Below are 21332 nucleotides of genomic sequence, written 5' to 3'. Positions count from 1 at the left end.
CCCGGCCACTCGCTTCCGACAGGGCGGCGCGGCACCGGCAGCGACGTCGTCGTCGTCGAATGCCGGCGGCACGCACGGGCAGGATGTGGACTCGCGAACCGGCCTGGCCGTGGCCCAGCGCGAACCCGTGAAGGGCGTGCGCAAGGCGATTTCCGAGGCCATGTCGCGCTCGCGCACCGAGATTCCCGAGGCCACCATCTGGGTGGACGTGGACGCGACCGAGCTACTGAATCTGCGCGCGAGCTACAAGGCCAAGGACCCGGAGAACGCGCCGAGTCTGCTGGCGCTGCTGGCCCGCTTCACGCTGGCCGGGCTGCGCGCGTACCCGCAGTTGTGCTCACGGATCGAAACCCACGAGGACGGCACCCGTTCGATCCTGCGGTTCGACGGCGTGAACCTGGGCCTGGCCGTGGAATCCGAGCGCGGCCTGTTGGTTCCCAACCTGCGTAACGCGGATCAGCTCAGCACCGTGGAACTCAATCAGCGCATGCGCGAGGTCATCGAGGTGGCTCGCTCCGGCAAGGCCAGCCCGTCGGAACTGTCCGGAAGCACGTTCACGCTGAACAACTACGGCGTGTTCGGCACGGACGGTGCCACGCCCATCATCAACCACCCCGAGGTGGGCATCCTGGGTATCGGCCGCATCATCGACAAGCGTGGGTCGTCAACGGTGAACTCGCGGTCCGCAAGGTCACCACCCTGACTCTGGCCTTCGATCACCGCGTGTGCGACGGCGGTTCCGCGGGCGGATTCCTGCGCTTCGTCGCCGACGCCGTGGAGGACCCGACCAGCGCCTTCTTGCGGATGTAACCTCTCGGATACCGGCCGGGCCTGACTTCCGGCGGCAGTGCATAGTGCGGTGGACCTACTGGGTCCGCCGCACTATCTCGTCGGTGGTCTCCGTCAGCTGTTCCACCAGGGTGGCCGGAAGCTCGGAGTCCTCCAACAATCCCTTGGCCCGCTGGGCGGCCTGCTCGGCCATCCGCTCCACACCTGCGCGCGCACCACACCGTTCCAGCAAGTCCTTGGCGGTGTGGGCGTCGTCGTCGCTGAGGCCCTCGAGTGCGGCCCGGTCCAGAATCTCCCGCAGCTTGGGGCCGTACGGCCCGTGCTCCGCGAGCGAGATGAGCATGGTGCGCTTGCCTTCGCGCAGGTCGGACTGGGCCGATTTTCCGGTCTGCTCGGGGTCACCGAACACCCCCAGGACGTCGTCCACGAGCTGGTAGGCGGTGCCCATAGCGCGGCCGATACTGCTGAGGGCCTTGACGTCCGCCACGGGAGCGCCGCCCAGCACGGCACCGGCTGTGAGTGGGGCTTCGAACGAATAGGCGGAGGTCTTCAAGCGCGTGGCCAGCAAGATCTCCTGATTGGACACGGTCAGCCCGGGCAGAGCGTGTTCGACAGCCAGGAATTCTCCGGCCGCGGATCGGAACACGGCCTCGTCCAGGATCGCGAGCAACCGCAGCAACCGCGATTCCGGCGCGTGAGACGTGGCAATCAGCCGGTACGCACCCGTGAGCGCCAGGTCACCGGCCAGAATTCCTACACTGCGCCCGTACTGTTTCGCGTGTTCGGATCCCCCCGCCGACGTCGCTCGGGCGCCAACGCCATGCGGGTCGCCGCGCGCCGTTCCGCCGCAGCATTGACCGTGAGTTGATGGCGGCGCAATTCGTCCTGGTCAATCACGTCATCGTGGATGAGCAGGGCCGTGTGGAGCAGCTCGAATCCGGCACCCACGGCATTGATGACCGGGTGCACGGGACGGGCCGGATAGGAATGGGTGGCCATGTGCAGCAGCTGCGGGCGCACACCCTTGCCGCCGTTGGCCACGCGGGCGATCTCTCGCCACAGCTCGGCAAACCGAGGGTTGACCTCTTCCGCACGCTCAATGGCGTTGTTCAAGAACCCCTGGAGGGACTTGGATGCGGTGAACTCCTCCACGGGCCGGCCGGTGCCGCTCTGCGTGTAGGAGGAGTACTTTTTCATGCCCCTATTTCAGCACACCGCTCTGACCGGCTGAGGCGAGCCCAACTCGCAACCCCTCCACCCGGTATCCGGCAATCAACGCATCGGTGAACAGCTCCGGTGCGGCCAGTTGCTCGATCCCGCGGCTGAACAACTCGCGCAGGAACACGTCCGTCTCCTGGATGGCGACGAAATGACCCGGGCAGCGGTGAGCGCCGTCGCCGAAAGCCGCGCCTTCGGGGCGAGCCCCGCGTGGAAGCTTCCGCTCGGGGCAGACTTCCCGGGGTTGCTTGAAGACCTCGGGGTCCACGTTGGTGTCCTTGACGGACATCGTGATCATGTCGCCGGCGGGAATCGTGTAGCTCTGACCATCGTGTTCGAGTTCGATGTCCTCGGTAGCGCGCCGGTAGATCAGACCCACCACCGGTTCCAGGCGGAGGATGTCGTGCAGAATCGCGTACCGTTCGCCCTTGCCCGCCACCTTGAAGCGCTCCAGCAACGGCTGGTTGTCGAGCATGTGCCACACCGCCATGGCAATGAATTCCCGAGTGGTGACCATTCCCGCGGCGGCGTAGGTGAGGCACTCGGTCGCGATCTCCGCGAGCGTGTAGTTCTGATCGAGCAAGTGCGAGATCACGTCCTCGCGGCGTTCCTTCTTGCGGGACTTGACCGCCGGGCGGACGTCGTACCACGTGAACGTGGCAACCGGCAGACTGTTCAGGGACGAGCGAATCGTGAACCACACCTTGTGCACAGCGTTGCGGGGTGTCTCGGTGGGATCGGCGTCGTTGGCGAAAAGTTTCATGAGGCGTCGCCCCATGGCGTCAGGATCGGTGCCGTCCAGGCCCACGATGTGGGCGGCCACGCGCACGGAATATCCCATGGCGGCCTCGCCCAAGTCCAGTGATCCGGTGCGCTCCAGCTCGGCCAACGTTTCCTTGGCGTACCGGTCCATGAGCTCGCGGTAAGTGGTGTCCACGGTGGTGGGCGCGAAGAAGCGAGCGATCATGGAGCGCTGCTCGCGGTGCTCCGGGCCGTCCGAGAACAGGACGGGATGGCGTGACTTGCGCAGTCCGGCGCGCACTTGTTCAGCGCGGAATCCCGCCTGCAAAGTCGTCTGGCTCCGCAGTACCTGACGTGCCAGATCCAAAGAGCTGATGCGCCAGCCATTGCCCACCCGCTCGATGGGGATACCGGTGGCCCATTCGCCATCGGTGGCTTTTCGTTGATCCATGACCTGGCTGTCGCTCCGCCCCGTCACCGGGCATTGGTCGCCGCCAGAAGCCTCAGTGGGGCCGTCAGGCGCAATTCGTTCGGCACTCACACCACCCATTGTCACTCACGAAACCATGAGTAGGTATAGCGCGCCATACCCCCAATGCTGAGGACACCCCGGATAAACTGAGGTCAGAGGTCGCCGGGGGCTGCGTCCGTAGCTTCCGTCTACGAAGCTGGAGCCGCCATGTCAGCACCCGCCCCCGTACGTCCGAGTGGATCTGCGCCCGTTACGCGCGCCGGTCACCGCAGCCGGTTTTCATCCGTGGCTGCCAAATACATCATGGCCATTACCGGCCTGATGTTCTCGGCCTATGTCCTGGTCCACATGATCGGCAATCTCAAGGTCTATCAGGGCCCCGAGTCCTTCAACTCTTACGCGCACTGGTTGCGCAACGCGTTCTACCCCGTGCTCCCCTACGAGGGTCTGCTCTGGATCCTGCGCGTGGTGCTGGTGGTCAGCGTGATCGCGCACATCGTGTGCGCCCTCATCCTGAAATCTCGGGCTCGGCGGGCTCGCGGGGTGCCCGGCGCCCAGCATTCGCCGACGCCGCGGTCTGGGCCTTTCCGTGTTTGCCGGCCGATCCATGCTCGTCACCGGCGTGGTGTTGCTGTTGTTCGTGATCTTCCACGTCCTGGACCTCACCACGGGCACCTCCCCCGCGGCCCCGGACGGTTTCCAAGCGGCCACCCACGAGACATCCCACGCGTACTCCAACCTGGTGGACTCATTCAGCCGCTGGCCGGCGTCCCTGATCTACATCGCGGCCATGGTGGCCCTGGCCCTGCACCTTCTGCACGGCCTGGTCAGCGCGGTGTACGACATGGGTGTCGGTGTGGGATCCAAGGCACGCAACATTTTGTCCGCCGTGGCCCTGCTGGTGGCCCTGCTGGTCGCCCTGGGCAACATCACCATTCCCGTGGCTGTTCTGACAGGACTGATTTCATGAGCTCCCCGTTGACCGAACGCGCATCCGAGCCCCTGGACGGCCGAATCCCCGAGGCGATCCGGCCACCGCCTGGGCCCGGCGGAAACTCGATTACAAACTGGTCAGCCCGCTGAACCGGCGCAAGTTCCGCGTGATTGTGGTGGGTACGGGACTGGCCGGGGCAGGATGTGCTGCCGCGCTCGGGGAGCTGGGGTACGACGTCGTCGTTTATACCTTCCACGACGCCGCCCGCCGCGCCCACTCGGTGGCCGCCCAGGGTGGTATCAACGCGGCCCGCGCGAAGAAGGTGGACAACGATTCGCTCGAGCGGTTCGTCAAGGACACCGTGAAGGGCGGGGATTTCCGCGGGCGGAAGCGGACTGCTTCCGGCTGGGTGAGGAATCCGTGCGCGTGATCAACACATGGACGCGATCGCTGTGCCGTTCGCCCGCGAGTACGGCGGCGAGCTGCGCACCCGATCGTTCGGCGGCGTGCAGGTCTCGCGCACCTATTACACGCGCGGGCAGACCGGACAGCAGCTGCAGGTGGCGGCGTCCAGGGCGCTGCAACGCCAGGTGAGCACCGGCACCGTGAGCCTGCGAACGCACCGCGAGATGCTGGATCTGGTCGTCAAGGACGGCCGCGCGCAGGGCGTGGTGTGCCGCAATCTGTACACCGGCGAGATCGAGGCGGAGACCGCGCACGCCGTGGTGCTGTGCACAGGCGGCTACGGCAACGTGTATTTCCGCTCCACCCTCGCGCACAATTCCAACGTGACCGCGGCATGGCGGGCGCACAAGCGCGGGGCGTATTTCGCCTCGCCGTCCTTCATCCAGTTCCACCCGACAGCGTTGCCCGTGAGCTCGCACTGGCAGTCCAAAACCACGCTGATGAGTGAGTCGCTGCGTAATGACGGACGCATCTGGGTTCCGGCGCGGGCCGGTGACGACCGCCCACCCAACGAGATTCCCGAGGACGAGCGCGACTACTACCTGGAGCGCAAGTACCCCGCGTACGGCAACCTGTCCCCGCGAGACATCTCCTCTCGGGCGGCGCGCGAACAGATCGAGGCGGGCCACGGCGTGGGCCCGCTTAAGAACAGCGTGTACTTGGATTTCCGAGACGCCATGGAACGGCTGGGCAAGCCGACCATCAAGGAGCGCTACGGAAACCTGTTCTCCATGTATTTCGATGCAACAGGTGAGGACCCCTACACCCAGCCCATGCGCATCGCTCCGGGCGCGCACTTCGCGATGGGTGGGCTGTGGAGCGACTACGACATGATGACCTCAGTACCCGGCTTGTTCGTGGGTGGCGAGGCCGGATGGGGCTATCACGCGCAACCGGTTGGGCGCCAACTCACTGCTCTCGGCGTGCGTGGATGGCTGGTTCACCCTGCCGTTCTCCGTCCCCAACTTCCTGGCTTCGCACCTCGGGACCGCTCCCCTGTCGCTTGACGACGACGCCGTACGCGCCACGATCAACGACGTCAAGGCCCGCACGGAGCAGCTGCTGTCCATCGGTGGAACCCGCGGTGCAGACGACTTCCACCGGCGACTCGGCGACATTTTGTACACGGGTTGTGGAGTGTCCCGGACGGTGTCCGGATTGGAAACTGCCCTCAACGAGATCCGCTCCTTGCGTTCGGAATTTTGGAATGACTTGCGAGTTCCGGGAACGGGGCGGCAGCTGAACCAGGAACTCGAGCGCGCGGGTCGCGTGGCCGACTATCTGGAAATGGCCGAACTCATGTGCTGGATGCCTTGGACCGCGACGAGTCCTGCGGCGCGCACTTCCGTGAGGATCACCAGACCGAAGGCGGCGAAGCGCAGCGCGATGACGAGAACTGGGCGTTCGTATCCGCGTGGGAGCACGTGCCCGGCACGCCCGAGCACCCGGGCACGCCCATACGGCACGCGGAACCACTGTCGTTCGAGACAGTTCCGCTGCAGACCAGGAACTACAAGTGATGGCGGTTCGTGAGAGATTGCGATTCGTTGTCACGTGTGAGGAGACCGACCGTGAAACTGACCATTGAGGTATGGCGCCAAGCATCCGATGAAGACGCCGGGGAATTCGTCACGTACACCGTGGATGACGCCGCGGCGGAGATGTCCCTGCCCGAGCTGCTGGATCGACTCAACGCGCAGCTGGTCGAAGCCGGGGATGACCCGATTGCCTTCGATACCGATTGTCGCGAGGGCATCTGCGGAACGTGCGGCATCACGGTGGACGGCGTCCCGCACGGGCCGGAGCCGCACACACCCATGTGTCGTCAGCACCTGAGGTCATTCTCGGACGGCGCTCATATTCGGATGGAGCCGTTCAGGTCTTCAGCTTTCCCGGTGGTTCGTGACCTGGTGGTGGACCGTTCCGCGATGGACCGTGTGGTGGCTTCGGGCGGATTCGTATCCGTGGACGCCGGCACGGCCCCGGATGCGGACACCCGCCAGATCCCGTTCGACATGGCGGAGCGAGCCCTGGATTTCTCGGCGTGCATCGGCTGCGGCGCGTGCATTGCAGCCTGCCCGAACGGGTCGTCGCACTTGTTCACCGGCTCGTTGCTCACTCACCTGGCCACGCTTCCCCAGGGCAAGCCGGAGCGCGGACGACGTGCCCGCGGCGTGGTGGAGTCCGCCGAGGAAGAGTTCGGCCCGTGCTCGGTCTACGGCGAATGCGCAGAGGTCTGCCCCGCGGGCATTCCCCTGTCAGCTATCAGTGCCGTGAACCGTGAGGCTGCCCGTGCCGCCGTGCGGCGGAATCGGGATGACTGAGTACTGCGCCTCGACAACCGCAGAAGGGGAAAGTTTGACCCCGTGGCCCAGTCCCGATGATTAGACCGCCGGGCTCAGCGCCAGCTTTAGGGCAATGGTCAGCATGACCACGCCCACCATGATGTCCACAATGCGCCAGGTCAGCGGGGTATTCAAGACCCGCGAGAGCGCTTTGGCGCCGCACCCAGTGCGATGAACCAGATGACGGACCCCATGATGGCTCCTGCTGCGAAGACCCATCGTTGATCGCCCTGTTGATTGGCCAGGTTGCCCAGCATGATTACGGTGTCCAGGTACACGTGGGGGTTCAGCCAGGTCAGGGCCAGCGTCGTGAGCACTACGGATTTGAGGGAGCCACCACCCTCTTCCGCTGCCTGCAGACCCTGCGGTTTCATGGCCGAACGGAACGATTGAATCGCGAAGCCCACCAGGTAGATCACCCCACCCCAGCGGAAGATTTCAAGCAACCACGGCACGCGTTCAATGAGGAACCCAATCCCCGCGGTTCCCACGGAAATCAGGAACACGTCCGAGGCGATGCAGATGAGCACCACGGCCCACACGTGCTGACGTCGGATTCCCTGCCGCAGGACGAACGCGTTCTGAGCACCGATCGCCACGATGAGGGCCAGTCCGGTCAGCATGCCGGGGATGAAGACAGAAGTCACTGGACCAAACTAGACCCTGCCCGTGACCACCGGAAACCCGTGGCGGCGTGCCTTGTCACAAACAGCTGCATGGTCATCAGTCCAGGTAAGGACGTTACTTTCCTTACATCGGGACTACATCGGGTGTTTGTCTCGTTATACTTTCCGACGAAACAATTTCTCGGAAGGTGCGCGTGCGTCATCGGCGTGGGTGCGGACCGGGAGAACGACGAGAGGACGCTTGATGACTGAGACCGCAACCGCTGACCTGACCGTGGCCATTGACCAGGACGCCGTGGATCGCTTGTTCTGCGATGCCCGCACCGCGAGCCACTTCACGGACGCCCCCGTGACCGATGAGCAGAAGCGCACCATCTACGAACTCACCAAGATGGGCCCCACCGCGTTCAACTCTCAGCCCATGCGCATCACCTGGGTCGAGTCCCCGGAGGCCCGCGAGCGCCTGGTCAAGCACATGAGCCGCGGCAACCAGGAGAAGACCCGCAACGCTCCGTTGACCGCCATCCTGTCCTACGACGAGAACTGGCACGAGCACTTCCCCGAGTTCCTGCCGGCCGCCCCGCACATGAAGGGCATGTACGACGAGAACGACGACATGCGCATCACCAGCGGCAAGGCCAACTCCCACATCCAGGTGGGTTACTTCATCATCGCCGCCCGCACCGCGGGCCTGGCCGCCGGCCCCATGACCGGCTTCGACCCCGCCGGTGTGGACAAGGAGTTCTTCGAGGGCACCGGCAAGCACTCCATTGTGGTGGTCAACCTGGGCACCCCGGTCGAGCCGGAGTACGCGCGCAACCCGCGCTTCAACGCCGAGGACGTTACCGAGACCATCTGATCTCGCGGGTCAGACTTCGCAGACGTAGTCTTGCCCGCGCGGACGGAGGTGGTCGGCATACAGGACATCCTCGGTGCTCTCAACGCTCCCGTTACCTTGTGAGCCCCCTTGATGGACGGGGTTCCGGTCGCTCGACCAGGTACGGCTTCACTGCCCTGCCATTCATGGTCCGGGCGCGTTGTCACCCGGTCGAGAGACACGCGTTGACCGCTGATAGGTATATGGCCAGCTTGTCTGAGGTCTGTTCGTAGCGTAGGTGTCGGCATCGGGTGCCAAACTGCGTCCAGGAACGATGCTCCTGGATGGACGTGTCGAGATGCCTACGAGATACGCCGTGGAGATCGGCCTCGACGTCGGACAAACGGGCCACGACGCCTGCGCGCACGACTCCGACGGGAACCGCCTATTCGACAAGCCATTGCCACAGGACGAGGCCAAGCTACGCGAGCTATTCACAAGCCTCCAGGACCAAGGTGAAGTGCTCACGGTCATCGATCAGCCCAACACCATTGGTACGCTGCCGATCGCGGTGACACGTGATGCGTGCTGCACCATTGCCTATCTGCCTGGACTTGCAATGCGGAAGGCCGCGGACCTGCACCCGGACCGTTCAAAAACCAACGCGCGCGATGCGTTCATCATCGCTGAGACCGCACGCACCTTGCCCCACACGCTTCGCCAGGTCGACCGAGACAGTGAGATTCCCTCCGCGCTGAAGGTCCTGGCCGGTTTCGGTGAGGACCTCGCTCACAAGACCACCAGAGCCCTCAACAGGATCCGATCATTGCTGATCCAGATTCATCCTGCCCCGGAGAGAACCTTCGCCAGCGGCAGCCTCTCGCCGGGGATAGTGTTGGAGTTGCTGATCAAGTTCGGTGACCTGAGCGGCTTCAAACATACTGGCATACGGAAAGTGCTGCGGTTCGGTCGTTCCCACGCCCGCCGCGTCCCCGAGAATCTTGTGGACCGGATCTTCACGGCACTGGGCGAGCAGACCGTGGTCGTTCCTGCGACTGCCACAGCGGAGCTTGTGATCCCCAGATTGGCTGGCCAGCTCGAGGAACACAAGCAGCAGTGGGCGAGCATGGCTCGGGAAGTTGAGGCCCTGCAGGAGGACTTTCCTCTCGCCTCGGTCTTGATGAGCATGCCGGGGTTGGCACCAAGACCGCAAACTAGATCCTCCTAAACATCAGCGACGGCACCGCCTTCGAGACCGCGGGCCATCACGCGGCCTGTGCCAGCATCGCACTGGACACACGAAGATACGGCACCTCGAGCCGAGGCGAGATTCCCGCCCGATCAGACAGCGAGCGACTCAAGAACACACTATTCGACTCAGCCTGGGTCGCCTCAAACCACTACCCAATCTCCAAGGCTTACTACGATCGCAAACGCGCAGAGGGCAAACGCCGCAACACCGCGGTGATCTGGCTGACACACCGGTGCTGCAACGTCATCTGCGCGATGCCCCGCGACGGCACTCACTACCAGCCACCAGCACCCACTCCTGCGACTGAGTCAGCCACTCTCGCAGCTTGACTCAGACCATAGGGACACCGCTTTCCCGGCCAACATCACTCCACAAGAATCACTTCCACCTGGTGTCTGCAGGGCTGCTGGTGTCCATGTGGGCTTGAAGATAAGCGAGCATCGCGAATCGCATCTCACCCAGGTCAGCGGGTCGCTCTGACGGATCGGCGTAGGAATAGAATCCCCGAAAGATGCTGAGCAGCCCATGGGCGACCGTCACGGTCTCATCGGGTTGGAGTATGTTGCGAGCGCTAAGGCTCAACGCCACGGCCTCAACCATTTTAGCCTCCAGCTCGACGACCAGAGCTGCCACCGGCGTAAGAGGATCTAGAGTCCGAAGCAGGGATGAAAACCAAGGGTGGCGCTCATTGAAGTCAATGAGCGGGCCAAGGGCAGCGTCAAGGGCGTCTGGCAACTCCAGAGAGGCATCGCCGATCTCTTGGCGACTGGCTTCATGCGCCGCCTTCAATTGAGTCAACGCCTGCTTGATGAGAGCTTCGGCGATGTCGTCCTTATTGCGGAAGTACTGGTAGAAGCTGCCTGGGGAGATCCCCGCAGCAGCGGCGATCCCATTAGTGGTGGTCTTTCCCCAGCCGAGCTCATTGATCACGGTCCGAGCAGCATCGAGTATCGATTCCATGCGTGCCAGACCACGTTGCTGGCGCTTGACCACGGTTGCTCCTCCAACAGTTAGACAGCTGCGGCATGACGGAAATGCGCCATATTCCTTCAGCCGATCTTACCGGTCGGTAGGCAGTCTCACTGTGAAGCTTCGTTCCTCCGAAGACCGAGCCCGGCCATTTTGTCAATGCCGTCCGTCACAGCATCAGGCCGGTCAATCTGTATGAAAGAGTAGCTCTCGTCAACCTCGGTCCATGTGCTCATGGGCCCCATTGCGTCTGACAACTTGCGAGCCATCCGGACCGGGAACAGCCGATCATCGGTGGCCCAGAGGAAGCGAACAGGGACTGTGGTTTGTGGCAGGAGCGAAGCAGCCCTCCTTGTGATGTCTGGTTCGATTGCCCGGAGGAGCTTCACGAGGTCACGGCGGATGCCCGCGTCCTTCAGTGGATCGATGGTCTGGCGCACCAACTCCGGACTCAGTCCGCTCCTGGTCAGCCAGCCGAAAGCAATGGGCAACGACCTAATCAACCGTATCTCCAAGACAAACCTGACCAAGAGCATGGCTCCTGGAACGGGGGCCACCCATTGCAGATACCGCAGTGCAATTGGCAGGAAGTTATCATAGAGATCGCACGGCAGTAAAAGCGCTCCGCGGATACCACCAGAGTGGTCGCACAGCATAAGCTGGGCAACCACTCCCCCGGTGTCGCTGGCCACGATCCAGTAGCCATTTGGACATGCCCGCGCTAAAACGCCAGCCACTGCCTCGGCCACGCTAGTCACTGAGAGGTCCGCATCCGGGTCCATGGCCTTGTCATGGGCCCCGAAAGGCAATTCTATGACGACGCACCGCGCCCTGCGGCAACTTGGTCAACGACATCGGTCCACACAGTTCCATTGGTCATCAACCCGTGGAGGAATACGACATTCTGCCCTTCTCCTGTGCTCGTAACCCTCAGGGGTCCAATGCAGGTGGCATAAAGTGTTGATTCCATAGTGGTCCCTTTCTGCAGTCTGTACTAAGTCGTTCACGAGCGGAGTTCTGTGGTCGTCATCAGGATTGGTAGTCCACGATTCGTGCTCCCGAAAGAGCCCCGGTGATGATCGCTTCGATACAAGATGTCAGGGTCCGACCAGCGATCGGCTCTAACATGCGCTGCATGCTCGGGATGCCGAAGTCGAAAGAACATGTGAAGGTAATCCGGGCAATCTGCCCCACGGCAGCGATAGTCCAGGAACCTTCGAAGACCTCGAAGTCGCCGTCCAATAAGGAGTATTCGATCGTTCTCAATTCGGCTGCCACGATGTCCTGTTCAGTCCAGCACAGCTTCCCCTGGCGAAAATTCACCGTCCAGCTGCTGGTTCGGTTGGGCGCCTCCCCATCCACAGTGACGCGTTCAATGACATCCGCATAGTTTCCGAAGTCCTGGAACCGAGTGATCGCAGCAAAAGCCGTGTGGACATCGACCGGTGCGTCAGCAATGACATGAACATTCCTCATACCCTGTTTCCTCCATTGGCCTCGATACCCTCCAGGCATTCGTGATGGCCGCCACAGTCTGGCCAACTTCCGACGGCTCAAGGTACGCGGACGGCGTCAACCGGACCACCGAGCCGGAGTTAAGTGAGTGGTTAACTAGGATCCCACGGTCCAGAAGACCGAGAAGCAGCTCACCGGCCGTCCCCTCGTCATTCAGTTCCAAGGCAAGCAGACAACCACGCCCCCGCAAGTCCTGTAGGTGCATGGGGAACCGTTGGACCAAGGGATGCAGCCGGTTAAGGAGGTCCGCACCCACAGCCGCACAGCGGGCTGGCAGGTCATCGTCACGGATCACACGAATTGTCTCGATGGCCGCTGCCATGGCCAGCGGGTTCCCCGCAAATGTCGAGGAGTGTACGAACGGGTCGCGATCAAAGGGCGCATAGACTTCTGAAGTCGCTACCAGGGCGGAGACCGGAACCAGCCCTCCGGAAAGAACCTTGCCGACGAGGACTATTTCCGGGCGGCATCCATTTTCAGCTTCGTGCGCCCACATGCGCCCCGTTCGGCCTAAGCCGGTCTGGATCTCATCCATGACCAACAACGCATCGTAATCCCGGCAGGCGCTGGAGACTTCAGCCAGGTATCCGGTCGGCGGGATCTTCACTCCGGCCTCTCCCTGGATTGGCTCCAGGAACACCACGGCACGTTCGTCGCGTGACGCTAGTTCCGAACGGATAGCCGTGGCATCGCCGTAAGGGACAACCGTCACGTCCGGTAGGAGTGGCAAGAACGGGTCCTGATATGTGCGGTTGTTGGTCAAGCTCAGCGCCCCGATGGTCTTGCCGTGAAAACCTCCCTTCGTCGTAATCATCCGGCGGACACCCTGGGCACGAGCAAGCTTGATTGCCGCCTCCACGGCCTCCGCCCCAGAATTCGCAAAATGGACCTTCTGGAGGTCACTGCTCAAAAAGGTGCCAGCCAACTCATGTGCGGCGGCCGGCTGGAGGCTGTCGCAGATCACCCTGCTCGCCATCCCAGCCCGGTCCAATTGGTCTTGGACGCGGCTTGACGCGCGGGTGGAGGCCGCCAAGGAGATTGACCCCGTAGCCAGCCAGGTTGATTAGATTGCGTCCCCGGTCTGTGGTCACGACGTTGCCGTGAGATCCGACCTCGAACTCGTCGCCGAAGAACTCGTTAATGCTAGCCCGGCCAGCACTGAGGTGTTCACGGTTCCAGTGACGCATCTGATCAGCGGCTGTTGCGGTCTCCACGGCTAGATCTCCATTCCGCCCGAGACGAACCGCTCGTCCCGGCTCGGGGGATGGAACGTCAGTCCAGAGATGGCCTCCCGCAGGTAGGACAATCGGCTGGTCCCGATGAATTGCGCGCCATTCATGCAGTCGGGGGTCTCTGCCCCAAGTACTTTCAGGACGCTCTCGACGGCGGCCCGGGCATCGAGCAGGCGCTGTTGCATGTGGGCAGGTTCAACGGAAGCGGAGTCCAACTCAGCGGCGAGGGACTCTATCAAAACCCCGCATCCCCGGACTGAGGCCGCCAACCGACCCGGGGTGTGATTAGCAGGACGATCATTCGCGTATTTTCCTGCAACAAGCTCGCTGACAAGTTGGCATGCCATCCCCACATAGGCAGCGGTGATCATGACAAGAAACCAGTTCATGCCCACGACTTGCAGCACGGCGGACTCAGAGCCAAGGGCCGCCTCAGGTCGTAAAATCTCATACCCTCTGATGCGGACGCCCTTGAGTATGACTGCGTCGCTCTCCGCACCCGCAAGGACCGTGTTATACCAGGCCGGTTGACGGGAAACACCTGAGGCATGTGCATCGACCAGGGCCACGCCATAGCCGACCTCTTGCCTACCGTCGACCATCCAAACGCTGGCCGTCATGAGGTCCATGGAGCGGCTCAGGGAGCAGGGACGCTTGATTCCGTCCAAGACCCAATACTCACCGTCTCGGGTAGCTGTCATCGATGGCCGGGTGAGCTTCCCTCCTTGTCCCAGTTCCGCGAATCCGCTTGAAACCAGCAGCCGGTGGCCCGCAATTCTCCGCAACAGAGGTTCCAGAGCATCCTCACCATATTTCCAGGCAGCCACGAACCTGCAACGGAGAAGTTATGCATAACGGTGGCAATCGCCGCGGATGGCGCGATCGCTCCGAGTCTCATCACGAACTGCACAGCGTCGAGTGCGCTCATTCCCAGCCCCCCGAGCCCTGCGGGGATGAGCATGCCGCCCAGTCCGGAAGACCGAAAATCATCCAGAATTCCGGGAGTGCCGGTCTCAGCGGCCTCAAGGCCTTTGTCTGATACGGCACCCAAGAAGGCCTGGACCTTGTCAGCGTTCATGGTTTGCTGCATTTCATCCCCCGTCCGTCCAGGAGTCCTGGCCGATCTGTACGGCTTGGAGCTGGCTCGTCATCAATGATGGATAGTTGGCTTCACCGAAGGGCCGCCGGAGCGTCCCGTGCCGCCATGGGTCGGTAGAATTTCGGAGAACCCGATGTGACTGGTATTCACCTTTAGGATTCCCCCATTGGAGACCCGTTGGAGCCAGTAGTCCGCCACCTCCCGGGACCCGGTCCACAGGGAGTTGCGTAGCCCATAGGCGTTGGAACAGGTGAAAGCGACCATCTCATCAAGGATTGCTTCGTCCGGTCCTGGCTCCCACACCACGACCGGTAGGAGTGGGTAGAAAGTCTCCTCTTGGATGGCGCGGATGTTTGGTAGGTTCCTCGTGCCAGAGAAACGGACCACGGTCGGCTCCACGAACACGCCGGTCGGGTCTGGCCTGCCTTCGAGGTCCACTGTATGTCCGCCCGTGAGGACCTTGGCACCGTGCTCGACCGCCTCAGCCAGGGTCTCAGAGAATCCTATCGGGTCGAGCACCGGCGACAGGAGCACGTCCTTGTCGCTCGGCAACCCTGGCCGTAGGGTGCGGCATTCCTCTTCAAGGTTCTGTAGGAACTCGTCGGCTACATCCGGATGCACGGCGACTCGTTTGGGAACCATGCAGATCTGTGCGGAACCATAGAAGCACTCTGCAGCCGATCGTGCGGCCGAGCGCGCATCAGCATCCTTCCACACCACCAGGGAATCATTACCAGACAGCTCCAGGACTGGCTTTACGCCGTTTTCCATGCACCGCTGCCCGAGGCGCAGTCCCCGGTCGGAGCTGCCCACAAAGAAGAGGCAATCGACTCCGCCTGAGGACAGCCACCGGTCGATCGTCGCCTGCGGGGGCGCGCAGATCACAGACAAGGTTCCTGCCGGCGCACCAACTGATTCCAACACGGGGTTGATGACCTCCTGCCAGACCCAGGCCGTGGCAAGGGGGGAACTCCGAGGTGGCTTGACGATTAGTGCGTTCCCGGCGGCCAAGGCAGGAATGCCCAGAAGGGATGTGGACGCCGCAGCGTTCTGGGACGGCACCATCCCGACCAGCCCCACGGGTCGACGCCGAAGGCCGACCGTGCTGCCCGCCACTTCATGAAACTTACCGACTAGCGAGTCACAAAAGTCGTAGGTGGCTGCGGAACTCCCCTTCAGGGCACCATCCAATTCCCACTCGGCCAATCGCCGAGGGTGACCCTCTGCGACTAGCAGCTCGACGAACTGATCGCCGGCGGTTTGTAAAGCGGCGTTGACTTGCAGAACGAACTCGCGACGAACCTTCGCCGGGCGGGAGGCCCATTCCTTCGCGGCACTGTGTCCGGCTTGCAACGCCAATTCGACGGAGGCCGTCGTGCCCAGCGCCGTTCGGCCTGAGACCGCGGTGATGTCGGTGCCGCTTTCAGCCCGATTGCGGTCTAGGAGTCTCTTGCGGGTCATCCAAGCGAACGCATCGGTGAGCATTGCGTCAGCATGGATCGTATGGACGTATTTGTCGGAGGGAACAGGAATTCCGGCCACGAGTGAGTCCAAGGTCAGTGTCCTAGCCTCGTACACTTGTTCGTTGCCGGTTTGATCAATGCTGGTCTTGTTCATGAAAGTCATTGCGCCACCGCCTGGAATGCTTGGATGGTGAAGACTAGGGCTCTGTCTTTCTCTGTCAGTTCCTCAGACAGGCCGCACTCATGAAAGAGCCCTGTTTCCCGCTCGATGGCGACGATGTTCGACTCGGCGAACAAGTCGCGGTACACGATTCGCGCTCCCGGGACGGCGGTGCGGCCAACTTCCCGCAGGATGGCCACCAGGTCCTCGTGCGGCATCCAGCCGGTCACGTCTGAGAGCGAGTACGCCCCAAAAGTCGCTTCCTCCTGCTGGGCCAAGTATGTTCCTAGAGGCGCGGTTACAATCTCAAGAGCGTCCAGATGCGACTTGATGCGCTCGTAGTTGGCTGGTCTCATATAGAAGGGAACGTTCTTTGGGTCCCAGTACCGTCCCGTGCACAACAAGCCGAAAAGATCGACATCAGAGGCCAGGTGCCGACGAAATGTCCGGCGCAGGCCATTGTTTATGTAGTCGGCTAGCTCACTGCCCTTATCCACTCGCTCGAAGTAGCTGGGATCATCCAGGAGAATCCGGATCAGCCGAGGGCGCGCTAACATCCGGACTGCCCGTTCCCAAGCAGGTGTTAACCATTCCGACTCGAAGTAAAGTGATTGCGCCTCTACCTGTGTGAAATTATGCAGGTCCCGCAATTGGCGTCGGCGCGAGGCGACAATAAGGGGTGCGATCCAGGCCGCGTAGAACTTTTCATGCGCCCCGCTGTATAGCAGCCCGCGTCGGACTGCCATGAGACTCTCGTGCCAGAACTCCAGCGCCGGAGGGGACAGGTGCTCCCGTAGTTCTTCGAAGACTAGTAAGCGGTCGCGGCGCTGACCAGGCTCAAAGCCGATAAAGCAAAGGTATTCCGAGAGTGACAATTGCCTCATGGCCGCAGCCTTGAGTTCGAGGACATAATTCTGCACCGGGTTCGCGTCCACGGACACTAAACGACGTGGTCCAGACTCCAGCAGCGCCAGTGAGCGACAACCGCTTCCGGTCACGCTGAGCACTGAGTCCGTAGGCCTGATGCGAAGTCCCTTGACTTCGGTGTGGGAATCCTCATCACTTGTCGAGTAAAGAATTGCCCATTGGTCATGTGCCTTACATGGTGCGGCAGCCGAGAGAACCCGGTACGACGTCCCGGAAGCGGATAGTTCAATCTGAAGGCGGCTGTCATCGCAGACCCTCCACGAGCTGGGCGACCCGTTCGCCGTAGATTTCATGGACGGTTTCCATGGTCGCCTGGCCGGTGGCCATCAGACCGAAGCACACCGAGGTGAAGGCATTCGCGAGCGCGCCGGGAACCACCGTGATTCCTCGCTGGGCCAATATTCCGGCCGCAGCGTCGCTCACCGCATGATTGGCCGCTTCCACCACACACAAGGCTCCCGGTGGCACCGCGTCCGCGTTATAGTGCGTAATCGAACCGCCTAGTGCCGCAGCGACGAGAACTTGCGCGTCGGGCAGCATCCATTCACCTGGCTCACCAACCGATGCACCAGCCTTCAGTTCACTGATGGAAATGGATCCATGCTCGTCCACGTTCCTAGTGATCCACTCGGTGTCGAGTCCATCTGGGCTCCATACAAGGTGATCTTTGTCACTCAACCCGATGACCTCGAAGGCCGGATCCGCGGCCATGAGTGACGCGATGGTGCCACCAACGGACCCCGCGCCCTGGATCGACACGCGAATCTTCTGACCTTGGCGAGCCAGGCCCATTGCCCTCAGAACTATCAGCACTCCCTCACCGGCAAGCCTGCCTGAATACTGACGGGTTAGTAACTGTGCCAGCTCAGCAGGAGGCATCTGGACCTGCACGCCATGCCCCCCCACGATTCGAATCGTGTTCTCGATGGGATCGAAACCGGCCAGATCGTAGATTTCCCGGACCTCATCGCTAGTAACCCCGACATCCTCCCCCACCAAGAAACCAGCTCTCAGATGTGCTGAGAGCGCCTCAGCAACTTCGCCGCGGACGGCCGCGAAATCTCGACCCGGCTTCGGGCCAACGACGACCTTGGCCCCACCCGCAGCCACGCCGAAAAGAGTGAGCTTGTCTGTCATAGCTCCAGCCAGTTCCACAGTCTCTTGCAGTGTGCCTCCGGAAGACATACGGAGCCCGCCAATGGCAATACCGTTCTTCACTGTGTCCACCACGAGGTGGACTGTGCAGTTCTCCCCCTCCCAGCTCCAAGAACCCGGCTTGAGTAGTTTGTGGCGCTCTCCGGTCATTCCGCTATTCCTTCCCGTCCGAAACCCTGGAATCGAGGTGACGTCTCGCATAATACGAGTATACACTCGCATAATTGACACTGTCACCGGTCTGGCCCGGTAATAGTGGCCACGTTTCGCCTGACAACCCCAGGCCAGGCACCTAGGACTCGACTGAGGGACACATGCCGGATGTAAATTCCAACTCACGGCCTTCAACCACCAATTCATCGGATCACTCCCAAGAACCTCTTATCCAGGCGGAGCACCGGTGGCGGCTCTTAGCTTCCTGGGACTAGCGCTGCTGACCTTCGGGCTGGACATAACCATCCTCAATACAGCCCTTCCGGCCATTGCAGAGGCGCTCGACGCTGGAGTCAGCGAGCTCCAGTGGTACGCCAGCGCGTACACCCTGGCGTTGGCTGCGACCCTTCCCATGGCTGGCATCCTCGGCGACCGTGGGAGCTCCGGCTACCGCTGTCGTTAGGCCTGGCGGCGTTCGCCCTGTCCAATGCTGTAGTTCTCCTGGTCGACACCTCGTGGCAGCTGATCGCGGCCAGGTCCATTCAAGGCATTGCCAGCGCTTTCGTCTTGTCTCTTTCCACCGCGATGGTTGCCCGGACATTTACCGGCCAAGAGCGAATTCGGGCCCTTTCAATGCTCGCCTTGATCTCAACGATCGGCATTCCCCTGGGCCCAGCCCTGAGTGGACTAATGCTGACAAACCTGGACTTCCGTTGGCTGTTCATCGTGAACGTGCCCTACGCGCTTGCAGCTCTGGCAGGAGTTCTCCGCTATGTGCGTGGCGGGGCCGCAAACCGCCCCGTTGTCCAGCCGGGGCCTCTACCCGTCGCCCTCGGAATGGGATTCGTGCTGATGACCTGGGGTGGCATCAACGCCGGTGAAGGCTACATGCTTGCTGGCGGCTGGGTGCCTTAGTGGGCGTGGTTGTCACGTGGATGTGCCTTACCCAGATCACAAGGGGCCGGTCTTTAGCTTTCCCGAGAGAAGTCGTCTTTTCACGGAGCTTCCGCGCCGGTATCGCCATGACTTTTTCCTCTGCCGTAGTCATGGTCGCCGCCGTCTTCCTGGTACCACAAAAGTTCGCCTTCGACTGGGGATGGGATCCCCTTCAGGTGGCTGGTGGACTGATGCCAGTGATTCTGGCACTTGTCGTCGGAACACGTTTGTGCGCACCTCTCATGGCCCGGCTTGGGCCATGGAAAACAGGCCAGGCAGGTTTTTCTCTAACAACTGTGGCCTGTCTCCTTTTCCTAAACATGAGCGCGACGCCCTCCTGGACAGCTATACTGGCATGGAGTATTCCTCTGGGGATCAGCCTGGGCGTGGTTCTGCCGCTGGGACTGGACCTGGCGTTGAGGAAAGTTCCCGAGAACGCTTATGGCACCACTTCGGCCGCCGCTCATGCCGCACGACAGTTGGGGGGAACAGTCGGCGTTGCCTTCGTTGGCGGTGCTTTCAACTTCGCCGCACAGGGCATTCCGGGCTCGGCCTATCAAATGGCATTTCTTGTGATGGCTTCGATTTCCGGCCTGACGGCCCTTGCACTGACGGCTGCGCGCTTTAAGCACCGTCGGAAATCAGGCCGTTAAACTACGTGCGTGAAGACACGAGTCCTTAACGATCTACGTCAGTTTCATCCCGTTTCCGCGGATGCGGACCGCAGAGACGATGTCGACACGAAACTACTGGGATAAACACTGAGCGCAGCGGCGCTTTTCCAAGCAGCCTGAATGCGCAGCAGATCAGATGCCACTTCGGTGCACCGCAGTCCCGTGATACTCGAAATCAACAGCGATGCAGCTGGCATGTCACATGCCTATCACTGGGAAGAGGAAGCCACCACCCGGATTCGACTCTCAACGCGTGGGAGAGATGTGGTCACCACATATGAAGAGTAATGACTTCGACTAGGTCACGCGATCATTGGCCTTGCTTGCGGCCTCTGCACCACCTGATTGGGGCACAACATAAGGCATGACGGCGGACCCGCTCCTCCGAGGTGAGTCTTGAGACGTCTCCGGACGCTACGGTAGACCTCGTTGAAATGCAGTTCTGCCGAAGGCCGCCTCGCGAAGAATGGATCCAGAAGTCATGCGTATCGGGGCACTTTACATGGGAACCTTCTGCTCAATCCTGATCATCCCGACCTACTGGCTTCCGGAGAAGTTGCCTTCGGGTGCTCCGCGCATCAACCGCTTTTTCGTCGCCCTGATTTTGTGACTGGTATTACGCGAACCGCCAAGTGGGCGGGGCTGGTGCTCCCCTGTCATGCCGCCGAGCGGGCTGGCGAGTTTCTCGAGAACGGGCATGGCGGCGTCGAGCGCGGCCAGTTCTTTTTCATCCAGCCGCGCGAGACCTTGGCCACCACCTCGTTGCGGTGGCGATCTTCGGCCGCGATCACGTTGTGGCCGCGGCGCGTGAGCTTCACGAGAACCGCGCGAGCATCGGCAGGGTCTGGCTGACGCTCCACCAGGCCGGACTTCATGAGGCGGTCGACGCTCTGCGTTGCGGTAGGGGTACGGACTCCGAGGTTCGCTGCAATAGTCGTCATGCGGACCCCGCCGTCTGTCAACATGGACATGAGGCTGATCTGCTGACTCGTGAGTTCCCGCGTGTTGTCCATCCGCCGGAGGAAGAACACTCCGTGACGAAGCGCCGTTCGTAGTTTCTCGGCACTTTCGAGGGGCGCACGGCCCAGGGACTGGCTCTCAACATTGGGAGTCTTATCCATAGTTAGTTAACCTAACTTATTCTGCGGAAAATAGCAAGTTCCAAGGGGGCTGGTGCGGTCTAGATTGTGGCCATGACCTGGCACAGCACATGCTATTTAGACACTGTCATCGCCGTCTCGCCGGACAGCGCAGCCACCGCGGGCGAAACCGTGACGGTTAAAGCGGCCATGCGGTCCAAGAAGCGCTAAGTGAGGAAAGTGCAGGCAGGCAGTCTCGTGGGAGGAAAGTGTTGAAATCGGCGGGCGGAGTCAATGGGTCATTGCAACAG

The 21332-nt window shown here is 61.8% G+C and carries 20 protein-coding genes and 4 pseudogenes; 10 read left to right on the top strand and 14 right to left on the bottom strand.

Annotated elements, in window-relative coordinates; genetic code table 11:
• A pseudogene (locus tag YO9_RS0110765) lies at positions 1-810 on the top strand (dihydrolipoamide acetyltransferase family protein); the annotation flags it as partial.
• A 55-nt stretch (positions 811-865) separates the two neighbouring features.
• Here YO9_RS0110765 and YO9_RS20040 read toward each other — a convergent pair.
• Genes YO9_RS20040 through YO9_RS0110750 form a run of 3 tightly spaced genes read right to left on the bottom strand, consistent with a single transcriptional unit; the run spans position 866 to position 3199 of the window.
• Positions 866-1525, bottom strand: a complete 660-nt coding sequence (locus YO9_RS20040; protein WP_262925661.1) for a polyprenyl synthetase family protein — start codon at positions 1523-1525, stop codon at positions 866-868.
• Between the two features lie 17 nt (positions 1526-1542).
• Positions 1543-1986, bottom strand: coding sequence for a polyprenyl synthetase family protein (locus YO9_RS20035; protein WP_031273113.1), 444 nt, complete (start codon positions 1984-1986; stop codon positions 1543-1545).
• A 4-nt stretch (positions 1987-1990) separates the two neighbouring features.
• Positions 1991-3199, bottom strand: coding sequence for a cytochrome P450 (locus YO9_RS0110750; RefSeq protein WP_016997469.1), 1209 nt, complete (start codon positions 3197-3199; stop codon positions 1991-1993).
• A 610-nt stretch (positions 3200-3809) separates the two neighbouring features.
• Here YO9_RS0110750 and YO9_RS18115 point away from each other — a divergent pair.
• From YO9_RS18115 to YO9_RS0110735, 5 genes and pseudogenes are all read left to right on the top strand, one after another.
• Positions 3810-4190, top strand: coding sequence for a succinate dehydrogenase/fumarate reductase transmembrane subunit (locus YO9_RS18115; RefSeq protein WP_223286422.1), 381 nt, complete (start codon positions 3810-3812; stop codon positions 4188-4190).
• A 130-nt stretch (positions 4191-4320) separates the two neighbouring features.
• A complete protein-coding gene (locus YO9_RS20030) occupies positions 4321-4584 on the top strand; it encodes an FAD-binding protein (protein WP_262925660.1) in 264 nt (87 codons plus the stop codon).
• A 7-nt stretch (positions 4585-4591) separates the two neighbouring features.
• Entirely contained in the window at positions 4592-5626 is a 1035-nt protein-coding gene (locus tag YO9_RS0110740) for an FAD-binding protein (RefSeq protein WP_262925659.1), read from the top strand.
• Positions 5547-6139: pseudogene (locus tag YO9_RS21635) on the top strand (hypothetical protein). Before YO9_RS0110740 ends, YO9_RS21635 begins: the two are co-directional and overlap by 80 nt.
• Positions 6140-6190: 51 nt before the next feature.
• A complete protein-coding gene (locus YO9_RS0110735; protein WP_016997465.1) occupies positions 6191-6943 on the top strand; it encodes a succinate dehydrogenase/fumarate reductase iron-sulfur subunit in 753 nt (250 codons plus the stop codon).
• 60 nt (positions 6944-7003) lie between these two features.
• On the opposite strand, the pseudogene YO9_RS0110730 reads toward YO9_RS0110735, so the two are convergent.
• Positions 7004-7587 (bottom strand): annotated as a pseudogene (locus YO9_RS0110730) (LysE/ArgO family amino acid transporter).
• A 247-nt stretch (positions 7588-7834) separates the two neighbouring features.
• On the opposite strand from YO9_RS0110730, the gene YO9_RS0110725 reads away from it, so the two are divergent.
• On the top strand, positions 7835-8449 hold the full coding sequence (locus YO9_RS0110725; protein ID WP_016997463.1) for a malonic semialdehyde reductase: 615 nt from the start codon (positions 7835-7837) through the stop codon (positions 8447-8449).
• Between the two features lie 316 nt (positions 8450-8765).
• Positions 8766-9988, top strand: a pseudogene (locus YO9_RS0110720) (IS110 family RNA-guided transposase).
• Positions 9989-10037: 49 nt separating this feature from the next.
• On the opposite strand, the gene YO9_RS18105 reads toward YO9_RS0110720, so the two are convergent.
• The 9 genes from YO9_RS18105 to YO9_RS0110680 form a co-directional block, all read right to left on the bottom strand.
• A complete protein-coding gene (locus YO9_RS18105; RefSeq protein WP_016997462.1) occupies positions 10038-10652 on the bottom strand; it encodes a TetR/AcrR family transcriptional regulator in 615 nt (204 codons plus the stop codon).
• A gap of 86 nt (positions 10653-10738) precedes the next feature.
• Complete coding sequence (locus tag YO9_RS0110710) at positions 10739-11410, bottom strand: alpha/beta fold hydrolase domain-containing protein (protein WP_016997461.1); 672 nt, start codon at positions 11408-11410, stop codon at positions 10739-10741.
• 247 nt (positions 11411-11657) lie between these two features.
• The gene (locus YO9_RS18100) at positions 11658-12104 is read right to left on the bottom strand and encodes a type II toxin-antitoxin system RatA family toxin (protein WP_016997460.1); all 447 of its coding nucleotides are present in this window, start codon (positions 12102-12104) and stop codon (positions 11658-11660) included.
• On the bottom strand, positions 12079-13134 hold the full coding sequence (locus tag YO9_RS0110700) for an aspartate aminotransferase family protein (RefSeq protein ID WP_223286424.1): 1056 nt from the start codon (positions 13132-13134) through the stop codon (positions 12079-12081). Before YO9_RS0110700 ends, YO9_RS18100 begins: the two co-directional genes overlap by 26 nt.
• A gap of 225 nt (positions 13135-13359) precedes the next feature.
• Positions 13360-13995 carry a hypothetical protein gene (locus YO9_RS18095; protein WP_223286421.1) on the bottom strand — a complete coding sequence of 212 codons (636 nt, stop codon included), beginning with the start codon at positions 13993-13995 and terminating at the stop codon, positions 13360-13362.
• A 77-nt stretch (positions 13996-14072) separates the two neighbouring features.
• The gene (locus YO9_RS18090; RefSeq protein ID WP_223286420.1) at positions 14073-14453 is read right to left on the bottom strand and encodes an acyl-CoA dehydrogenase family protein; all 381 of its coding nucleotides are present in this window, start codon (positions 14451-14453) and stop codon (positions 14073-14075) included.
• 72 nt (positions 14454-14525) lie between these two features.
• A complete protein-coding gene (locus tag YO9_RS0110690) occupies positions 14526-16091 on the bottom strand; it encodes an aldehyde dehydrogenase family protein (protein WP_223286419.1) in 1566 nt (521 codons plus the stop codon).
• A 5-nt stretch (positions 16092-16096) separates the two neighbouring features.
• Complete coding sequence (locus YO9_RS0110685; protein ID WP_223286418.1) at positions 16097-17317, bottom strand: DUF3419 family protein; 1221 nt, start codon at positions 17315-17317, stop codon at positions 16097-16099.
• Entirely contained in the window at positions 17268-18380 is a 1113-nt protein-coding gene (locus tag YO9_RS0110680) for a Glu/Leu/Phe/Val dehydrogenase (RefSeq protein WP_223286417.1), read from the bottom strand. The genes YO9_RS0110685 and YO9_RS0110680 overlap by 50 nt, the downstream gene beginning before the upstream one ends.
• A 318-nt stretch (positions 18381-18698) precedes the next feature.
• Between YO9_RS0110680 and YO9_RS18085 the strand changes: the two genes are divergently transcribed.
• Both YO9_RS18085 and YO9_RS0110665 read left to right on the top strand, forming a co-directional pair.
• Positions 18699-19247 (top strand): MFS transporter, encoded by a 549-nt coding sequence (locus tag YO9_RS18085; RefSeq protein WP_223286416.1) that lies wholly within the window; start codon positions 18699-18701, stop codon positions 19245-19247.
• Between the two features lie 20 nt (positions 19248-19267).
• A complete protein-coding gene (locus tag YO9_RS0110665; RefSeq protein WP_223286423.1) occupies positions 19268-19921 on the top strand; it encodes an MFS transporter in 654 nt (217 codons plus the stop codon).
• A gap of 677 nt (positions 19922-20598) precedes the next feature.
• Here the strand turns inward: YO9_RS0110665 and YO9_RS20875 are convergent.
• Entirely contained in the window at positions 20599-21063 is a 465-nt protein-coding gene (locus YO9_RS20875; protein ID WP_317259814.1) for a MarR family winged helix-turn-helix transcriptional regulator, read from the bottom strand.
• Positions 21064-21332: the final 269 nt, after the last annotated feature.

The organism is Kocuria atrinae C3-8, from assembly GCF_000286355.1.
Classification (GTDB): Bacteria; Actinomycetota; Actinomycetes; order Actinomycetales; family Micrococcaceae; genus Kocuria; species Kocuria atrinae_A.
The sequence above is the reverse complement of the archived record's forward strand: the minus strand, read 5'-3'. Positions and strand labels throughout refer to the sequence as shown.